This is a genomic window from Rodentibacter genomosp. 1 (assembly GCF_001999285.1).
In the GTDB taxonomy this organism is placed as follows: domain Bacteria; phylum Pseudomonadota; class Gammaproteobacteria; order Enterobacterales; family Pasteurellaceae; genus Rodentibacter.
This window is the reverse complement of the sequence record NZ_MLHN01000009.1, coordinates 127570-145239: the sequence shown is the minus strand read 5'-3', so window position 1 is coordinate 145239 and position 17670 is coordinate 127570. Positions and strand designations below refer to the sequence as shown.

At 40.6% G+C, this 17670-nt stretch carries 17 protein-coding genes; 7 read left to right on the top strand and 10 right to left on the bottom strand.

Translation table 11 applies throughout. The features are described from left to right. Nucleotides 1-2: 2 nt before the first annotated feature. The 5 genes from hisS to BKK54_RS05795 form a co-directional block, all read right to left on the bottom strand. Nucleotides 3-1274, bottom strand: coding sequence for a histidine--tRNA ligase (hisS, locus tag BKK54_RS05815; RefSeq protein WP_077542182.1), 1272 nt, complete (start codon nt 1272-1274; stop codon nt 3-5). A 9-nt stretch (nt 1275-1283) separates the two neighbouring features. Beyond that, nucleotides 1284-2390: a flavodoxin-dependent (E)-4-hydroxy-3-methylbut-2-enyl-diphosphate synthase gene (gene ispG, locus BKK54_RS05810; protein ID WP_077542181.1), complete on the bottom strand. Its 1107-nt coding sequence runs from the start codon at nt 2388-2390 to the stop codon at nt 1284-1286. Between the two features lie 12 nt (nt 2391-2402). Further along, nucleotides 2403-3419: a RodZ domain-containing protein gene (locus tag BKK54_RS05805; RefSeq protein WP_077542180.1), complete on the bottom strand. Its 1017-nt coding sequence runs from the start codon at nt 3417-3419 to the stop codon at nt 2403-2405. A 69-nt stretch (nt 3420-3488) separates the two neighbouring features. Continuing rightward, nucleotides 3489-4034: a type IV pilus biogenesis/stability protein PilW gene (gene pilW, locus BKK54_RS05800; protein WP_077542179.1), complete on the bottom strand. Its 546-nt coding sequence runs from the start codon at nt 4032-4034 to the stop codon at nt 3489-3491. 18 nt (nt 4035-4052) lie between these two features. Then, nucleotides 4053-5201 carry a bifunctional tRNA (adenosine(37)-C2)-methyltransferase TrmG/ribosomal RNA large subunit methyltransferase RlmN gene (locus tag BKK54_RS05795; protein WP_077542178.1) on the bottom strand — a complete coding sequence of 383 codons (1149 nt, stop codon included), beginning with the start codon at nt 5199-5201 and terminating at the stop codon, nt 4053-4055. Nucleotides 5202-5412: 211 nt separating this feature from the next. On the opposite strand from BKK54_RS05795, the gene BKK54_RS05790 reads away from it, so the two are divergent. After that, nucleotides 5413-6288 (top strand): D-alanyl-D-alanine carboxypeptidase family protein, encoded by an 876-nt coding sequence (locus tag BKK54_RS05790; RefSeq protein ID WP_077542177.1) that lies wholly within the window; start codon nt 5413-5415, stop codon nt 6286-6288. 73 nt (nt 6289-6361) lie between these two features. On the opposite strand, the gene BKK54_RS05785 is transcribed toward BKK54_RS05790, so the two are convergent. From BKK54_RS05785 to BKK54_RS05770, 4 genes are all read right to left on the bottom strand, one after another. Beyond that, nucleotides 6362-9172 (bottom strand): valine--tRNA ligase, encoded by a 2811-nt coding sequence (locus tag BKK54_RS05785; RefSeq protein WP_077542176.1) that lies wholly within the window; start codon nt 9170-9172, stop codon nt 6362-6364. Nucleotides 9173-9260: 88 nt separating this feature from the next. Then, a complete protein-coding gene (locus BKK54_RS11750; protein ID WP_158074620.1) occupies nt 9261-9812 on the bottom strand; it encodes a membrane lipoprotein lipid attachment site-containing protein in 552 nt (183 codons plus the stop codon). A gap of 269 nt (nt 9813-10081) precedes the next feature. Further along, nucleotides 10082-10666, bottom strand: a complete 585-nt coding sequence (locus tag BKK54_RS05775) for a hypothetical protein (protein ID WP_077542175.1) — start codon at nt 10664-10666, stop codon at nt 10082-10084. A gap of 26 nt (nt 10667-10692) precedes the next feature. After that, entirely contained in the window at nt 10693-11124 is a 432-nt protein-coding gene (locus BKK54_RS05770; protein WP_077542174.1) for a DNA polymerase III subunit chi, read from the bottom strand. 239 nt (nt 11125-11363) lie between these two features. Between BKK54_RS05770 and fumC the strand changes: the two genes are divergently transcribed. Then, complete coding sequence (gene fumC, locus BKK54_RS05765) at nt 11364-12758, top strand: class II fumarate hydratase (protein WP_077542173.1); 1395 nt, start codon at nt 11364-11366, stop codon at nt 12756-12758. A 111-nt stretch (nt 12759-12869) separates the two neighbouring features. Beyond that, nucleotides 12870-13472, top strand: coding sequence for a hypothetical protein (locus BKK54_RS05760; RefSeq protein WP_077542172.1), 603 nt, complete (start codon nt 12870-12872; stop codon nt 13470-13472). A gap of 28 nt (nt 13473-13500) precedes the next feature. Here BKK54_RS05760 and BKK54_RS05755 read toward each other — a convergent pair whose 3' ends face one another. Beyond that, on the bottom strand, nt 13501-14400 hold the full coding sequence (locus BKK54_RS05755; RefSeq protein ID WP_077542171.1) for a RimK family alpha-L-glutamate ligase: 900 nt from the start codon (nt 14398-14400) through the stop codon (nt 13501-13503). Nucleotides 14401-14521: 121 nt separating this feature from the next. Here BKK54_RS05755 and BKK54_RS05750 point away from each other — a divergent pair, with 121 nt between their 5' ends. The 4 genes from BKK54_RS05750 (at nt 14522) to citF (ending at nt 17665) form a co-directional block, all read left to right on the top strand. Further along, entirely contained in the window at nt 14522-14785 is a 264-nt protein-coding gene (locus tag BKK54_RS05750; protein ID WP_077542170.1) for a GrxA family glutaredoxin, read from the top strand. Between the two features lie 206 nt (nt 14786-14991). Next, nucleotides 14992-15279, top strand: coding sequence for a citrate lyase acyl carrier protein (gene citD, locus BKK54_RS05745; protein ID WP_077542169.1), 288 nt, complete (start codon nt 14992-14994; stop codon nt 15277-15279). Further along, a complete protein-coding gene (citE, locus tag BKK54_RS05740) occupies nt 15276-16151 on the top strand; it encodes a citrate (pro-3S)-lyase subunit beta (RefSeq protein ID WP_077542168.1) in 876 nt (291 codons plus the stop codon). Before citD ends, citE begins: the two co-directional genes overlap by 4 nt. 11 nt (nt 16152-16162) lie before the next feature. After that, nucleotides 16163-17665 (top strand): citrate lyase subunit alpha, encoded by a 1503-nt coding sequence (citF, locus tag BKK54_RS05735; RefSeq protein WP_077542167.1) that lies wholly within the window; start codon nt 16163-16165, stop codon nt 17663-17665. The last annotated feature ends 5 nt before the right edge of the window (nt 17666-17670 follow it).

Genomic DNA, 17670 nt, shown 5'->3' with positions numbered 1-17670 from the left:
AACTAAAATTGAGACTGAATATAATCAATGACCTTTTCTGTATCAAGGGTTTGTTGTTCAACACCACCGTTTAAATGCTTCACCACAACTTGATTATTGAGTACTTCACTTTCACCAATTACCAACGCTAAACTTGCCCCAGATTTATCCGCTCGTTTGAATTGCTTTTTAAAGTTTCCTCCCGAGCAATGTAACATTGTTCCCAAGTGCGGTAATGTTGAACGAACTTTTTCAGCAAGTTGGAAGGCAGATAAGGCAGTCCCTTCACCTTGATAAACCACATAAATATCGACCGCATTTTTTACTGGAATTGAACGATTCACTTCTTGCACGAGCAAGACCAAACGCTCTAATCCCATAGCGAATCCAACACCTGGCGCAGAATGTCCGCCTAATTGTTCGACCAAGCCATCATAACGACCGCCGCCACATACCGTTCCTTGCGCTCCCAATGCAGAGGTGATCCATTCAAACACTGTCTTATTGTAGTAATCTAAGCCACGTACAAGCTTCGGATTAATTTCATACCGAATTCCCACAGAATCTAGCAATGCACACAATTGCCCAAAATGCTCACGACTCTCATCATCTAAATAATCAAGTAGTTTCGGTGCACCATCCAACACATCTTGTAAGGCTTGGTTTTTTGTGTCTAAAATACGAAGAGGATTTTTTACTAAACGCTCTTTCTCTTCTTCACTCATTAAATCTTGATGCTTCTCCAGAAAAGCAACAAGTGCTGAACGATAATTTGCTCTTGCCGCTAATGAACCAATTGAATTAAGTTGAAGGGATACATGTTGATCAATACCTAATTTCTTCCAAAGGCGAGCCGTTAAAATAATTAATTCTGCATCAATTTCCGGATTCGCAATACCAAAAACTTCAACACCGGCTTGATGAAATTGGCGATAACGCCCTTTTTGTGGACGTTCGTGACGGAACATTGGTCCCATATACCACAAGCGTTGTTCATTATTATAAATCCAGCCATGTTCAATAGCCGCACGTACACAACCCGCTGTACCTTCCGGACGCAAAGTAAGTTGCTCATCATTATCCCAGAAAGTGTACATTTCCTTTGATACCACATCTGTGACCTCACCTATGGCGCGAGCAAATAACGGGGTACTTTCTACGATTGGCATACGTACTTCAGAATAGCCGTAGCTATTTAATACTTCACGTACCTGCGCCTCAACCCATTGCCATAATGGAGATTCTGTTGGAGAGCAATCATTCATTCCACGAATTGCTTGAATTGTTTTTGCCACGAGTTTTCCTTAAATAATACGATTTTTCGGATCCTGCAACGCAATCTTCGCTCGGATCTTTGCTTCTAATTGATTAATAATATCTTCGTTATCAAACCGCTCTTTCTGACGTTCACCGTCAATATAGTAACCACTTTTTTTGTTACCACCGGTCACCCCTAGATCGGAAACTAATGCTTCACCCGGTCCATTCACCACACAGCCAATAATTGATACATCCATTGGGGTGATAATATCTTCAAGCCGTTGTTCCAAAGCATTCACTGTGCCGATCACGTCAAATTCTTGACGGGAGCAAGTCGGGCAAGCAATAAAATTAATTCCCCGAGAGCGGATTCGTAAAGATTTGAGGATATCAAACCCAACTTTAATTTCTTCAACAGGATCTGCTGCAAGTGATACTCTCAAGGTATCACCAATCCCCTCAGCAAGTAACATACCTAAACCAACAGCAGATTTAACTGCACCGGCCCTTGCGCCCCCCGCCTCGGTAATTCCTAAATGCAAAGGTTGTTTAATTGCTTTTGCCAACAAACGATAAGCCTCCACGGCTAAAAATACATCAGAGGCTTTCACACTCACTTTAAATTGATCGAAGTTTAGTCGATCTAAAATTTCGACATGACGTAATGCCGATTCCAACAAAGCTTCCGGTGTTGGCTCACCGTATTTCTCTTGCAGATCTTTTTCCAAAGACCCCGCATTCACACCAATACGAATCGGGATATTTCTATCACGTGCACAATCTACAACCGCACGAATACGATCTTCCCGACCGATATTACCGGGATTAATACGTAAACAATCTACACCATACTCCGCCACCTTCAAGGCGATTCGATAGTCGAAGTGAATATCTGCAACAAGCGGCACATTCACTTGCTGTTTGATTATTTTGAACGCTTCTGCCGCATCCATAGTTGGCACAGAAACACGAACAATATCTGCGCCAACACGTTCTAATGATTTAATTTGTGCAACTGTTGCTTCTACATCTGTTGTGCGAGTATTTGTCATTGACTGCACTGCAATAGGCGCATCACCACCGATAGGGACATTGCCTACATAAATTTTAGTTGATTCGCGACGCTTGATTGTCGGTTGGAAAGCAGACATTATCATTCCTTACTAAGGTTGTGAAAGTTTAAATTTTGCCACTCGTCCATCCACTTTTAATGGATAATTCTCACCCTTATAGGTAATACGAACATTACCCGGTGCCCCTACGATTAAAGAGAACTCGTTACCATTAAAGGTCAGCACCTCACCTTGCTTATATTCTTTTTGTACAAGGACTTTGCGATTCTGATCTTTAACACTCAACCAGCTACTATTTTTTAAAACCTCCACGATAAGATCACCTTGCACAGCAGGAGGTGCCGGAGAAATCGTTGGATTTTCAACCGCACTTTGGGTATCCGGAATCACCGTTCCTTCATCATTCACAGATAATTCAGGAGATGTCATAGATTTCGGTGAGAGACCATCCTTTTGTAAGGAGGAGGTCTGTAAACTCACCTCTGAAGAATTAGGATTGCTTTCTTCTACCATCTTAGTGTCTGAAGAAACTGGCGGTGTTTCTGATGGTTGTACAATCACTTGATTAGGTTGATTAAGCTGAATAGAAGACTGCTCCAAACTTTGATCTGAAACCGATTTTGGTACCACTTCTTCCTCAGAACTTGAGACATAATTTTGCACTAAAGTATCACGCTCTTCATTAGATTGTTGGTAATTTTGCCACCACCATAATCCCGTCATACTTAATGCAATCAGAAGCACTAACGCCGTTAAATAACCGACCCAGCGACTATGAGAAGAATATTGATTAACGGATCGCGTTGCCCGTGCATTTTTATCTAAATCATTTTTTTCGTCTTCACCAAAAGAAAGATTAGCCCAAAGTGTTTCAGGTAAACGCAAAAACTTTCCGTAGCTACGCACATACCCTTTCATAAAGGTTGCTGGCACATTTTTTTGAATAAATTCATTATTTTCTATTTGCATCAATATTGCCGGACGCAAAGTAATTTGCTTTGAGACTTCCTCAAGAGAAAGATTTAATGCTTCGCGAGCTTGACGAAATTGCGCGCCTAAAGAAACATGTTCCGCCTTCATTTCCGTTTTTTCAGCTTGTGTATTCATAAATTTATTCATTTTTGCAACATAGTGGGAGGCTGAATTTTAAAGTCGAAAGCATAATTTGGCAATGTTTTATTTGATTTGATTGAGTTTTTCCGCTCGGCGTTCATCAAGTTGCTGTAACTTATCCAATGCCTGTCGATAAACCTCTGTTTGATTTGAAGCTTGTGCGCAAAGTGCTATATTTTCATAAGTATCCGCTTGGCGATAATAATGTGGAGAGTTCAATGCAAGGATAAACTCTTGATAAGCCTCTTGAAACTCACCTTGGCTACATAAAAACGTACCAAAATTATTATGGGTATCGCCCTGTTTATCATCAAGTTTGATCGCTTGAAGATAAGATTCTCGAGCAGAATTTAACTCCCCTTGCAATTGGTAGAAATGAGCCATTGCTGAATAAACGAGGTAATAGTTTGAATCGTGTGCCAAGGCTTTATCAAGATTTTGTTTCGCTTGTGAAAAATTATTTTGTTGCAAATAACCGAGAGCCAATTCAACGCGAGCCTTTGCCGCTTGTTGCTTATTAAAATCAGACGATGGGAGTTGAGAAACACAAGCTGAAAAAACAAGAGGAAAAATAACCGCACTTAGGCACTGAATAGACAAGATTTTCATTTTTCCTCCTATTATAAGTTAATTAACTTGGGTTATACCTATATTTTGTCCAAACTGACGTTTCATTGCTGTACGTTTAGTACGATCAATCACCTCTCCGGCAAGTTGTCCGCATGCTGCATCAATGTCATCACCACGGGTTTTGCGTACAATAACCGTAAATCCATATTCCATAAGTGTTTTTTGAAAACGGTCAATACGACTATTAGAACTTTTCGCATAAGGTGCTTCAGGAAACGGATTCCACGGGATTAAATTAATTTTACAAGGTGTATTTTTCAACACTTCCGCAAGCTGATGAGCATGCTCTACACTATCATTAACGTGATCCAACATCACATATTCAATCGTGACTTTACCATGATTGGCATTGGAGACGCTCAGGTAACGATTAACCGAATCAATGAGCATTTTGATGTTGTATTTCTTATTAATCGGTACAATTTCATCACGTAATTCATCATTCGGTGCATGTAAAGAAATAGCTAATGCCACATCAATCATCTTGCTCAAATTATCCAATGCCGGCACAACCCCTGAAGTAGAAAGTGTTACACGACGTTTAGATAAGCCGTAAGCAAAATCATCCAACATAATTTCCATTGCCGGCACAACATTTGCCACATTTAATAGTGGCTCTCCCATTCCCATCATGACAACATTGGTAATGGGACGTATCCCAGTGACACCAAAGTTGCCAATAATTTTTGATGCCCGCCATACCTGCCCAATAATTTCAGATACTGTCAAATTACGGTTAAACCCTTGTTGTGCCGTGGAACAGAAAGTACAAGCCAACGCACATCCCACCTGAGAGGAAACACAAAGCGTGGCTCGATCCGCCTCAGGTATGTAGACAGTTTCCACCTGTTGCTCGCCTACTTTCATTGCCCATTTAATTGTACCATCGGCGGAACGTTGCTCCACCGCCACCTCCGGCGCTTTAATTTCAGCAACTGCTTTTAACTTTTCACGTAATTTCTTATTAATATTGGTCATATTGTCGAAGTTGTCTTCGCCAAAATGATAGATCCACTTAACCAGCTGATCTGCTCGAAATGGTTTTTCACCGAGCTCTTGAAAAAATTCACGCATCTGCTTGCGTGTTAAGTCCATTAAATTAATTTTTTTTGTTTGTTCTAACATTAAAGCCTCGTTGCTACACATTGTGGCGATAAAAATTGCGGTAGCTCACCGCAACAAAAGCCTGATATAAAATGGGTAGCGATTTTACCGATTTGCCAAAAGATAAGCTAGCAAATTTCAAAAACAAAAGAAGTTTTGACCGCACTTTTTACGAATCGGCTCGCAAAAATAAACAATACTTTAAACAAAAGTGCGGTAGAATACGCGCCTGTTTCATTCTTCAATATCTGCAATGTTAAAAAAACTGTTTTCTGCTTTCTGTTTTATGCCTTCTTTTGTCTTGGCACAATCCTATGTTGTTTACGATTTTACTCATGATAAAGTATTAGAAAGTAGTGCTTCCAATCATGTTCAACCCATTGCTTCCGTCACAAAACTCATGACCGCTAATGTGTTTCTAGAACAAAATAGCAACCCTCGTTGCACAGCCTCAATCACTGATGATGACGATGATTACATCAAAGGCACACATACAAAATTGCCAAAGTACACACCGATTTCTTGCTATGAATTACTCAAGGCGATGCTCGTTCATTCAGACAATCAAGCCGCTCACGCACTTTCCCGTTCAGCCGGAATGAGTCGCCTGCAATTTATTCAAAAAATGAATGAAAAAGCCAAACAGTTAGGTATGCGTTCTACACGTTTTACTGACAGTTCAGGATTATCGGATAGCAATATTTCAAGTGCAATGGACTTAGTTAAACTTGCTAAATATTCAATGGATAAGCCTCAAATTAGAGACTTTTCTAATATACCAAGTACTTATATTCAAACAGGCAGAGGTAGTGTATTTGTGAAAAATACAAATAAATTGGTTCGAGAAGAAGTATTTGATGCCGCCATTAATAAAACCGGCTACATCCGTGAATCTGGCTATAACCTAGTCTTTATCAATAAGCACCCTTGCCGAAATTCAACGATTGGCGTAATTAGTTTAAACAATAGCTCTTCCCAATTCAGAACAAATTTCACCAAAGCCAAATTAGAAAGATACGGCTGTACGGCAGGTCGCCACTTACATAGCTTCAGCGCAGAAGATGCACAATATGAAGAAGGCTATGATGAGGAAGGACTTAGCAATCTCATCGAACAACTTTCAAAATAACATTAAATGAAAGAATGAAATAGAAAAAAGAAAAGCAGGTAATTACCTGCTTTTCTCATTTTTTAGAACCCAATTACAACGCTTCAATCGCTTTATATTGCTCACGGATTTTTTCCAATCCCGATTGATACTCTGCCATTTTCTCACGTTCTTTGGCAATTACCGCTTCCGGTGCTTTGGCAACAAAGGCTTCATTGCTGAGTTTACCTTCAATACGTTTGACTTCATTTTGATATTTTGCAATCTCTTTGCTCAAACGTGCAAGCTCGGTCTCTTTGTTAATAAAACCGGCCATTGGTACAAGAAGTTCCGTATTGCCCACCAGTTTTGCCACGGCGAGTGGCGCATTTTCCCCTTCAGCTAACACACGTGAACCATCAAGTTTCGCCATAGCGCATAAAAGTGCGGTCTGTTTTTCAAGAATTTTTTGTTCTGCTACATCAATATTACGGAACAATAAATCTAATCCTTTACTTGGTGCAATATTGCATTCTGCACGAATATTACGCACGGCAACGATCACTTCTTTTAACCAATTAATTTCACGCTCTGCTTCACAATCAAGAGCACTTTCATTCACCATAGGGAACGCTTGTAGCATAATGCTGTCCGCATCAATGCCCACAAAATTTTTCACCTTTTGCCAAATTTCTTCTGTGATAAATGGAATCAATGGGTGAGCTAAACGCAATAACCGTTCTAACACTCTAACAAGAGTTTGGCTTGCCGCACGAATTTGTGCCGGCGTACCGTTTGCGAATATCGGTTTAGTTAATTCTAGATACCAGTCGCAGAATTGGTTCCAAGTAAATTCGTAAATTGCATTTGCTGCGAGATCAAAACGATATTGGCTTAATGCTTCACGGAAATCGCCCACAGTGCGGTTAAAACAAGATTCAATCCAACGATCCGCCACAGAAAACTCAATTTCGCCTTCGCTTAAATCCAATTTTTCATTGGTTAATACGAAACGGCTCGCATTCCACAGTTTATTACAGAAATTACGATAGCCCTCAAGGCGTTTCATATCCCAGTTAATATCACGACCATTGCTAGCAAGCGCCGCAAGGGTAAAACGCAAGGCATCCGTACCATGTGCCGCAATGCCTTCGGCAAATTCTTTACGGGTTGCTTTAGCAATTTTTTCCGCTAATTGCGGTTGCATCATATTACCCGTGCGTTTTTCAAGTAAATCTTCAAGGCTGATACCGTCAATCATATCAATCGGATCAAGCACATTGCCTTTCGATTTCGACATTTTTTGCCCTTGCTCGTCACGGATCAAACCTGTAACGTAAACAGTTTTGAACGGCACTTGCGGTTTGCCGTTTTCGTCCTTGATGAAGTGCATGGTGAACATAATCATTCGGGCAACCCAGAAGAAAATGATGTCAAACCCGGTGATCAGCACATCGGTAGGGTGGAACATTTTGAGTTCTTTGGTTTGCTCCGGCCAGCCGAGGGTGGAGAACGTCCACAATCCTGAGGAGAACCACGTATCCAACACGTCTTCATCTTGTTTTAAGGCTAAATCTGCAGGTAAATTGTATTTTGTGCGAACCTCTTCTTCACTACGAGCAACATAAACATTACCTGTTTCATCATACCACGCAGGAATACGATGTCCCCACCAAAGTTGGCGTGAAATACACCAATCTTGAATATCCCGCATCCAAGAGAAATAGAGGTTTTCGTACTGTTTCGGTACAAATTGGATTTCACCGTCTTCTACTGCTTTGGTTGCCACTTCAGCAAGTGGTTTTACAGAAACGTACCATTGGTCGGTCAAATACGGCTCAATCACCACGCCGGAACGGTCGCCATACGGGCGTTTTAATTCGTGCGGTTCAATTTTTTCTAAATAGCCTTCTGCGTCTAAATCAGCTACGATTCTTTTGCGAGCCTCAAAGCGATCCAAGCCACGATAACGCTCAGGCGCGTTGTCATTCAAGGTCGCATCAGGGTTCATTAAATTGATGATTTCAATATCGTGACGTTTACCCACCTCATAGTCGTTGAAATCGTGCGCCGGCGTGATTTTCACACAGCCCGTACCAAATTCAGGATCAGGGTAAGGGTCAGCCACCACCGGAATGACACGGTCAGTCATCGGGACGTGTACCATTTTACCGATCACATCTTTGTAACGTTCATCGTCAGGGTGAACCGCTAAACAGCCGTCCGCCAAAATCGTTTCCGGACGGGTGGTGGCAATGTGCATATAGCCACCGCCAAAGGTTTCGGATTTATCCACAAACGGATAGCGAACGTGGTACATAAAGCCTTTTTCATCACGGTTTTCTACTTCCAAATCAGAAATGGCAGTGAGAAGTTTTGGATCCCAATTTACCAAGCGTTTGCCACGATAAATTAAGCCTTCTTCGTGTAATCGAACAAACACTTCTTTTACGGCATTGGACAACCCCTCGTCCATAGTGAAACGTTCACGTTCCCAGTCAATAGAATTACCTAAGCGGCGCATTTGTTGGCTGATTGTGCCGCCCGAATAGGCTTTCCAATCCCAGATTTTGTCGATAAACGCCTCACGTCCGTAGTCGTGGCGGGTTTTGCCTTCTTCTACCGCAATTTTGCGCTCTACCACCATTTGAGTAGCGATCCCAGCGTGGTCTGTTCCTGCTTGCCATAAGGTGTTATGCCCTTCCATACGATGAAAACGAATCAATGTATCCATCAAGGTTTGCTGGAACGCATGCCCCATATGCAAACTCCCCGTCACATTCGGCGGTGGAATGGCAATACAGTAACTTGGTACGTCAGGATTTTCAGACGGCTTAAAATAGCCTTGCTCTTCCCAGTGTTGATAAAGGGCTTGTTCTACTGCAGACGGATTAAAACGATCTGCCATTTGGAATTTTTTTGTCATTGTCGCTCTCTTTTTTAGGGGAGATTTATCCCAATAAATACTAAAATTTATACTTATATATAAAATAACAAAATTCACTTAAAATTTATTACTTTAAGGGAACAATTTCATGTTTAATTTTGCCATTATCCTGAATTATCTTAAGCACTTGTATTACACATTTATTTGAAGTAATATCAGCTAAAATTTCATAATCAAAATTATTTTGAACATAAAAACCACCATTTACATCACAACTTATTTGTACTGGCCCAATTCCACCATCTCTATAGTTTGTTCCAACTTTATAAACTCTATTTGCTGGAATAACATATTCTTCATAGTAAAGACCTGCAATAATACTTGATCTACTTTTAGCTAATTTTTCAATCAAATCAGTTTTAGGGATACCTATACTAATACTTTTTAACGGAGAAAATATTTCAGAGAGTGTTCCTGTAAAAGTTTTTGCTCTTATACCACCTACTTGTATCCTTGTGCCATCAGTATAAATAATAGTACTATAGTTATTTTGTCCAAATAATCTTATTCTAGCTTCGGACTTAGGGTTATAATTAACTTCTTTTTTTACCTCAGACGCAATTTGGCTTGAACAAGCTGTTAGTAAAAAAACAAAAAAATAAAATATGATTTTCTTCATAAAAACTCCATTAAATTCAATAACAAAAAACTCTTCTTCACTCGGCTCCCCGAATCACTTTTTTCAATTCCTACAGTCCCATATTTTCCTGCTTCGCATACTGCCCGGTAAGTTCATCTAACCGAATCGGTTATACGCTAAACACTTCAATTAGTAATCATTTTACGACCGGCGAGAATATCGTCTTCAAAACGTTGGTAAAAGGTGATGTCGTTCGATTGCATTTGTCTCTTAAAGTTAAAGTGCGGTTAAATTTCAGTAAGTTTTGATTACCGATTCAAACGAATCTCGTTTTTCACGCGCTCAATCTCTAAAAATAAACGGCGTTCTTCTTGGCGACAAAAACTATTTTCCCCTAATTTTGCCGTTTCTGGGGTACAACGCACTTGTTGATATTGCGATTCAAGCACTTTGAGCATTGCTTTTTGTTCCTTTAAATAACGATTTTCACGATTCACTTTTGTTATCTTTTTCGATACTTTCTTTGAATCATTAGATACGACAGGCTGTGTATCCGTATTTTCAACAGCGGATTGCAAGTTTGTTTTTTCAGTTTTAGGCTTTGTCTGCTCTGCTTCGGTTTCAGATTTTTCCGATACCGATTTTGTTTCAATCTCATCATTTTTTAATTCGTCGGATTTTTGCGAAACGGCGATTTCAGCTTGCTCAACAGCTGTTTCCGTTCCTACCGCCATTTCAGTTTCTGCTGATGTATCCGTTTTTTCTTCCGCTTTTGGAACAATGGAATTTTCAGTAAGTGCGGTTGATTTTTCGGTTGTTTTTGCTTCTTGCTTATCACAAGCAGCTAAGGTTAAAACGCTTAATCCTATAAAAATTGGCAAAGAAAGTTTCATATTAGATCCCTAGGGTTTTAGTAAAATTAAGTATTTTCGGTGGAAAGTTGCCAACCTTGCATACGTAGCTGTTTGTACCGCACCCGTGCCTGCTCTTTCTGGTCATCCTCCACAGGCACAAAATCAATTAACTGCGTAAAACTATGGCTAAATTCGGGTACGTCTTTCTGTAAATTAATGAGCAAATCACGTCGTTGTGCATTGCGTTTTCCACGCCATGAAATCTCAATAGGTGTGGGATATTGAGTCGCTTCACCCGATAAATTATGCGGCACAAACTCATTGGGATCCCGTTGCCAAAGCACCTCATCAATATCTAGTGCTTGTTGTTCCGTTTCACAGGCAATTAAAATCCGTTTTCCTAAACGCCAAGCTGATGCAGCTAAATTACACGCAAGTTGTTCAGCAGTGAATGGGCTTTGTTCTGTCAGAATGTAAAACTGTGCATTTTTCATCATTGTTGCCTCAAATTCACCAGACTATAAACTGTGGAATTCTACCGAAAAATCGGAGGAAAATAAATGACTAAATCATGACTCAAGTTAATGGAGAAAAACAGGCATAAAATCAACCGCACTTTTTATGATCTAAATCACAAAACTGATTTTTGGTATTTCTGTTACATTCCATTCATACCTCTGAAGTGTTAAAATCGATCCGTTTTTTATTTTTCATTCTATTGAATAGGAGTATCACAATGGCATTTCGTATAGAAAAAGACACGATGGGTGAAGTTCAAGTTCCTGCCGATAAATATTGGGCAGCGCAGACTGAACGTTCACGTAATAACTTTAAAATTGGGCCTGAAGCCTCAATGCCGGCTGAAATTATTGAAGCCTTTGGTTATTTGAAAAAAGCCGCTGCCTTTACTAACCACGATTTAGGCGTATTACCTGCTGAAAAACGCGACTTAATCGCCCAAGCCTGCGATGAAATCCTTGCTCACAAATTAGACGATCAATTCCCACTTGTGATTTGGCAAACCGGTTCCGGTACGCAATCCAATATGAATGTTAATGAAGTGGTAGCGAATCGTGCCCATGTTTTACATGGTGGTAAATTAGGGGAGAAATCAATTATTCACCCGAACGATGATGTGAATAAATCTCAATCCTCTAATGATACGTTCCCAACAGCAATGCACATTGCAGCCTATAAAAAAGTGGTGGAACACACCATTCCTTGCGTTGAGCGTTTACAAAAAACCTTCGCTGCCAAATCTGAAGCATTTAAAGATGTGGTAAAAATCGGTCGTACCCATTTAATGGACGCAACACCATTAACCTTAGGTCAAGAATTTTCAGCCTATTCGACCCAATTAGATTTCGGCTTGCGTGCATTAAAAAATACTCTTCCTCATTTAAGCCAATTAGCTCTTGGCGGTACGGCAGTAGGGACAGGGTTAAATACGCCGAAAGGCTATGATGTAAAAGTGGCGGATTACATTGCAAAATTCACCGGACTTCCATTTGTTACTGCCGACAATAAATTTGAAGCATTAGCGGCGCACGATGCCATCGTAGAAACTCACGGCGCATTACGCCAACTTGCCATGAGCTTATTCAAAATCGCTAACGACATTCGTTTGTTAGCCTCCGGCCCTCGTTCAGGTATCGGTGAAATTTTAATCCCAGAAAATGAACCGGGTTCTTCCATTATGCCGGGCAAAGTAAATCCAACCCAGTGTGAAGCGATGACCATGGTTTGTGCACAAGTATTTGGTAATGACACCACCATTGCTTTTGTAGGGTCACAAGGTCATTTCCAATTAAATGTGTTTAATCCGGTGATGATCGCTAACTTCTTACAATCCGCGCAATTATTAGGCGATGCTTGCGTGTCCTTTGACGAACATTGTGCGGTAGGCATTGAACCAAATTATCCACGCATTAAACAACAACTTGAAAATTCATTGATGTTAGTGACCGCACTTAATACTCATATTGGTTACGAAAATGCAGCGAAAATTGCCAAAACCGCTCACAAAAATGGCACAACCCTACGTGAAGAAGCCATTAATCTTGGCTTGGTTTCAGCGGAAGATTTCGACAAATGGGTACGCCCTGAAGATATGGTAGGGAGTTTAAAATAAACTTACCGATAAAATAACGGCCAAAGGCGGGGAAAACTCCCGCCTTTTTATTTGTGGTTTTAAAGGTGCTTTTGCTATAATCCGCCCCATATTGAACGATAAAATAACAATATGAAAATTAAATATCTTTTCGTGACAATTTTAACTTTTTTTTCAACCGCACTTTCTGCCCACTGGATTCCTGTAGGCAATGCCGAATATACTTGGGGTCCCTTTCACGTTTATAGTGTCGGACTTTTTTCAGAAAACGGGACTTTCCAAGAAAGTCAACGTCCTTTAATGTTTTCGATCAAATATGAGAAACCGATTGAAGGTAAAAACTTTGCGATTACTCTGATAAAAGAAATGGACGCACAACAACTTAGTGCTGATGACACCAATGCTTGGTTGAAAAAAATGCAGGAGATTTTCCCCGATTTTGCACCGAATGATCTTTTAAATTTCGTTGCGTTAGAAAATAAGGGTTATTTTATTGCCAACGACACCGTATTGAATCACGAATTTGATGCAAAATTCACTCAAGCTTTTATTGATATTTGGCTTTCCCCAAAAAGTAGCTTTTTGAAATTACAGCCCCAATTATTAGGCAAGGAAAAGAGCGGTCAAAATAACCAGGAATTTCAATACCGCCCTGCCAGCGAACCCTTTGATGAAGAAAATTCAATGCCGGAATTACCACCCAATTACGATCCTCAACAGAATTTGAAAGGGTAATAAGCAGGCAAATAGATTATTCGCCTGTTTATTTTTGTGAAATTGCTTTCTCCAAATATAAAATCATCTGTAACGCAATATCCACACCACTGGTTTTCTCAATCATTTCTAACCCTGGACTGGCATTCACTTCCAGCACTAATAAACCTGATTTAGCACGGATAAGATCTACGCCTGAAACCGCTAATCCTAGCGCTTTTGTAGCCTTCACTGCCACTTGCTTTTCTTCATCGGACAAAATAATTTTTTGTGCAGAGCCTCCACGATGGAAATTAGCACGAAATTCACCTTCTTGCCCTATGCGTTGCATACTCGCGACAACTTTATCGCCAATCACAAAACAACGAATATCTTCGCCCTTCGCTTCGCTAATAAAATCTTGCAACAATACTGGTACATTCGATTGTTTTAAAGTTTCTAAAATACTGACCGCACTTTGTGATGTTTCCATCAACATCACGCCAATGCCTTGAGAACCATTTAAAGTTTTAATAATTAAAGGCGAATCCATTTGGTCAATAGAGGTTTTCGCTTCAAGCTCAACACCCGATAACTGACTATTTGGCACGGAAATACCTTGCTCTCGCAAAATTTGTAAACTTTGCCATTTATCACGCGCCATTGAAAATGCCCTTTCGGTATTTAAACAATAGACACCTTTTGCTTGGAAATGACGCAATACAGCACAGCCCATTTTTGTACTTGCCGTGCCGAAGCGTGGTAACACCGCATCATAATCGGGCAAAAGATAGATATTCCCTTCCTTTGGCTGATAATAAATGGCAAAGTGCGGTGAATTTTCCCTGAGTTTTAGAATACAACGATTCGGATCTAAAATATCCATTTCATGTCCGCATTGTATTGCGGCTTCTTTTAAACGTTGGCAACTGTATAAACGGGGTTCACGGCAAAGCATTAACAATTTCATAGGAAAATTCCAAATTAAAAATAGCGATACATTATACCAATCATAACAATCCTGAAAAACGGTTTATGGCCAATCAAAAAAAGAGTAGAATGACAAAATTTAATATGAATAGGAGAAAATTATGTTTGTTGTTATTTTTGGTCGCCCCGGTTGTCCTTACTGTGTTCGAGCAAAAAATCTTGCTGAAAAATTAAAAAGTGAAATTGCTGATTTTGATTACCGTTACGTTGATATTCACGCTGAAGGTATTACAAAAGAGGATTTATCTAAATCAGTCGGAAAACCCGTTGAAACCGTACCACAAATCTTTATTGACGAAAAACCAATTGGCGGATGTACCGATTTTGAAGCATTAATGAAAGAACAATTTGGTATCGTCGCTTAATCTCAAACGATGCTTGATTGTTATAGAAAGTGCGGTCAATTTTGAGGAATATTTAAAAATACCTTGAAAATTGACCGTACTTTTTTTCTTAAAAACTATTTTTTGATCTATATCAGAAAAATACCTCTTTAGAGTTAGCGAGTTGAACTGAAAGTCAGTAAAATGAGCGTCTATTTTTTTGGAGTAAATAAATGAAGGAAATGACAATGAAGATTAGTAAATCTGCGGTAGCAGGCACGCTAGAATCTAGCGATGCATTAATTCGTATCGAACCCGCAAATTCATTATCTGTTGAAATTAACAGTTCTGTCGGAAAACAATTTGGTGAAGCCATTGAGCAAACCGTTCTTGCCACGTTAGCAAAACTCGGTGTCACTGAAGCCCTCGTTGTAGTTGAGGACAAAGGCGCATTGGATTGTGTTTTACAAGCCCGTGTGAAAGCTGCGGTTATGCGTGCAACGGATGAAGCGATTAACTGGGAGAGACTGCTATGAAATTAAGAAGAAGTATGTTATTCGTACCGGGTTCCAATGCCGCGATGTTAAGCAACAGCTTCATTTACAAACCCGATTCCATTATGTTTGATTTAGAAGATGCGGTGGCATTAAAAGAAAAAGATACGGCACGTCTTCTTGTCGCTCACGCGCTACAACACCCTCTTTATCAAGAGATGGAAACCGTTGTTCGGGTCAATCCATTAGATTCTGAATTTGGCTTATTAGACCTCAATGCCGTAGTGCGTGCCGGTGTCGATGTCGTGCGTATGCCAAAAACCGAAACGGCACAAGATGTGATCGATATGGAGCACGAAATCACTGAAATTGAGAAAGCGTGCGGACGTGAAATAGGTTCCACAAAAATGTTAGCAGCCATTGAATCTCCTCTCGGTATCACGCAAGCAAACCAAATCGCAACTGCCTCTAAACGTTTAATCGGCATTGCCCTAGGTGCGGAAGACTATGTCCGTAACCTAAAAACCGAACGTTCCGCAGATGGCATTGAATTATTATTTGCCCGCTGCGCTATTCTTCAAGCAGCCCGTGCAGCGGGGATCCAAGCCTTTGATACCGTTTATTCTAATGCAAACAACGAAGAAGGATTTTTGCAAGAAGCTTCGTTAATCAAACAACTCGGTTTTGACGGAAAATCCTTAATTAATCCACGTCAAATTGAATTACTACACAACCTCTTTGCACCCACTCAAAAAGATGTGGATCAAGCAAAACGTATCATTGAAGCTGCGGAAGAAGCCGAACGTCAAGGCAGTGGTGTGGTTTCACTCAACGGTAAAATGATCGATGCGCCGATTATTGATCGTGCACGATTAGTATTAGAACGTGCCAAATCAGGTATTCGTGAAGAGTAAGGGAGAGAAAAATGACAACGAGAGAACAACGTATTGAAAAATACAACGCAGGTCGAGCAACTTATCAAGCCGTACCAAAAGCAGAATCCCTTGCCCGCACAGCGAAAGATCGCAAACTTTGCGCCAACTTAGAAGAAGCTATTACACGTTCGGGCTTAAAAGACGGGATGACCGTTTCATTCCACCATGCTTTCCGTGGCGGTGATTTTGTCGTTAATATGGTGATGGATAAAATTGCCGAAATGGGCTTTAAAAATTTAACCCTTGCCTCAAGCTCACTTATTGATAGCCATTCACCAATTATTGAACACATTAAAAATGGTGTTGTAACTAGAATTTATTCTTCCGGATTACGAGGCGAACTTGCCGAGCAAATTTCCCGTGGCTTATTAGATGAACCGGTCAATATTCACTCCCACGGTGGACGTGTACACTTAGTCAAATCCGGTGAATTGCATATTGATGTGGCATTTTTAGGCGTACCTTGCTGTGATAAATTCGGCAATGCAAATGGTTTTACCGGCAAAAGTAAATGCGGTTCGTTGGGTTATGCCCGTGTCGATGCGGAATATGCCGATAAAGTCGTGCTTTTAACGGAAGAATTCGCCGACTATCCCCATCATCCTATCAGTATCGGGCAAGATAAAGTGGATTTAATCGTACAGGTTGAGGCGGTCGGTGATCCGAAAAAAATTGGCGGCGGTGCAACCCGTATGACCACCAATCCTCGAGAATTACTCATCGCTCGCAAATGTGCTGAAGTGATTTTTGCTTCCGGCTATTTCAAAGAGGGATTTTCTTTACAAACCGGATCCGGTGGCGCAGCGTTAGCCGTTACCCGCTTTTTAGAAGAAAAAATGCGCCGTGAAAATGTGACAGCAGATTTCGCATTAGGTGGCATCACCTCAAGTATGGTGGCATTACACGAAGCCGGTCTAATCAAAAAATTATTAGATGTGCAAAGCTTTGATGCGGTTGCTGCGGAATCCCTTGCTCGCAATCCAAACCACATTGAAGTTTCAGCCAACCAATATGCGAACTACAGCTCAAAAGGGGCATCCGTAGAACGTTTAGATGTGGTGATTCTTTCTGCGTTAGAAATTGACACCAAATTCAATGTGAACGTCTTAACCGGTTCTGACGGCGTGATTCGTGGCGCATCAGGGGGGCACTGTGATACGGCTGCCTCCGCTCAAGTGGCAATCATTGTCGCCCCATTAGTTCGCGGACGTATTCCAACAGTAGTGGAAAATGTGATTACTTGCGTCACACCGGGTGAAAATATTGATATTCTCGTGACTGATCATGGCGTCGCCGTCAATCCTAAACGCCCTGATTTAATTGAATCTTTAAGCAATGCCGGCATTCCATTGTTCACCATTGAACAACTTTGCGAACGGGCTTACGGTTTAACCGGTAAACCAAAAGAAATTGAGTTTACCGATAAACCGGTCGCAGTCGTTCGTTACCGTGACGGTTCGGTTATTGATACGGTGTATCAAATCAAAGAATAATGATA

Coding starts and splice junctions, on each gene's coding strand:
- ispG (WP_077542181.1), bottom strand. CDS start 2,390: ATGTCTGCTTTCCAACCGACAATCAAGCGTCGCGAATCAACTAAAATT.
- BKK54_RS05805 (WP_077542180.1), bottom strand. CDS start 3,419: ATGAATACACAAGCTGAAAAAACGGAAATGAAGGCGGAACATGTTTCT.
- pilW (WP_077542179.1), bottom strand. CDS start 4,034: ATGAAAATCTTGTCTATTCAGTGCCTAAGTGCGGTTATTTTTCCTCTT.
- BKK54_RS05795 (WP_077542178.1), bottom strand. CDS start 5,201: ATGTGTAGCAACGAGGCTTTAATGTTAGAACAAACAAAAAAAATTAAT.
- BKK54_RS05790 (WP_077542177.1), top strand. CDS start 5,413: ATGTTAAAAAAACTGTTTTCTGCTTTCTGTTTTATGCCTTCTTTTGTC.
- BKK54_RS05785 (WP_077542176.1), bottom strand. CDS start 9,172: ATGACAAAAAAATTCCAAATGGCAGATCGTTTTAATCCGTCTGCAGTA.
- BKK54_RS11750 (WP_158074620.1), bottom strand. CDS start 9,812: ATGAAGAAAATCATATTTTATTTTTTTGTTTTTTTACTAACAGCTTGT.
- BKK54_RS05775 (WP_077542175.1), bottom strand. CDS start 10,666: ATGAAACTTTCTTTGCCAATTTTTATAGGATTAAGCGTTTTAACCTTA.
- BKK54_RS05770 (WP_077542174.1), bottom strand. CDS start 11,124: ATGATGAAAAATGCACAGTTTTACATTCTGACAGAACAAAGCCCATTC.
- fumC (WP_077542173.1), top strand. CDS start 11,364: ATGGCATTTCGTATAGAAAAAGACACGATGGGTGAAGTTCAAGTTCCT.
- BKK54_RS05760 (WP_077542172.1), top strand. CDS start 12,870: ATGAAAATTAAATATCTTTTCGTGACAATTTTAACTTTTTTTTCAACC.
- BKK54_RS05755 (WP_077542171.1), bottom strand. CDS start 14,400: ATGAAATTGTTAATGCTTTGCCGTGAACCCCGTTTATACAGTTGCCAA.
- BKK54_RS05750 (WP_077542170.1), top strand. CDS start 14,522: ATGTTTGTTGTTATTTTTGGTCGCCCCGGTTGTCCTTACTGTGTTCGA.
- citD (WP_077542169.1), top strand. CDS start 14,992: ATGAAGATTAGTAAATCTGCGGTAGCAGGCACGCTAGAATCTAGCGAT.
- citE (WP_077542168.1), top strand. CDS start 15,276: ATGAAATTAAGAAGAAGTATGTTATTCGTACCGGGTTCCAATGCCGCG.
- citF (WP_077542167.1), top strand. CDS start 16,163: ATGACAACGAGAGAACAACGTATTGAAAAATACAACGCAGGTCGAGCA.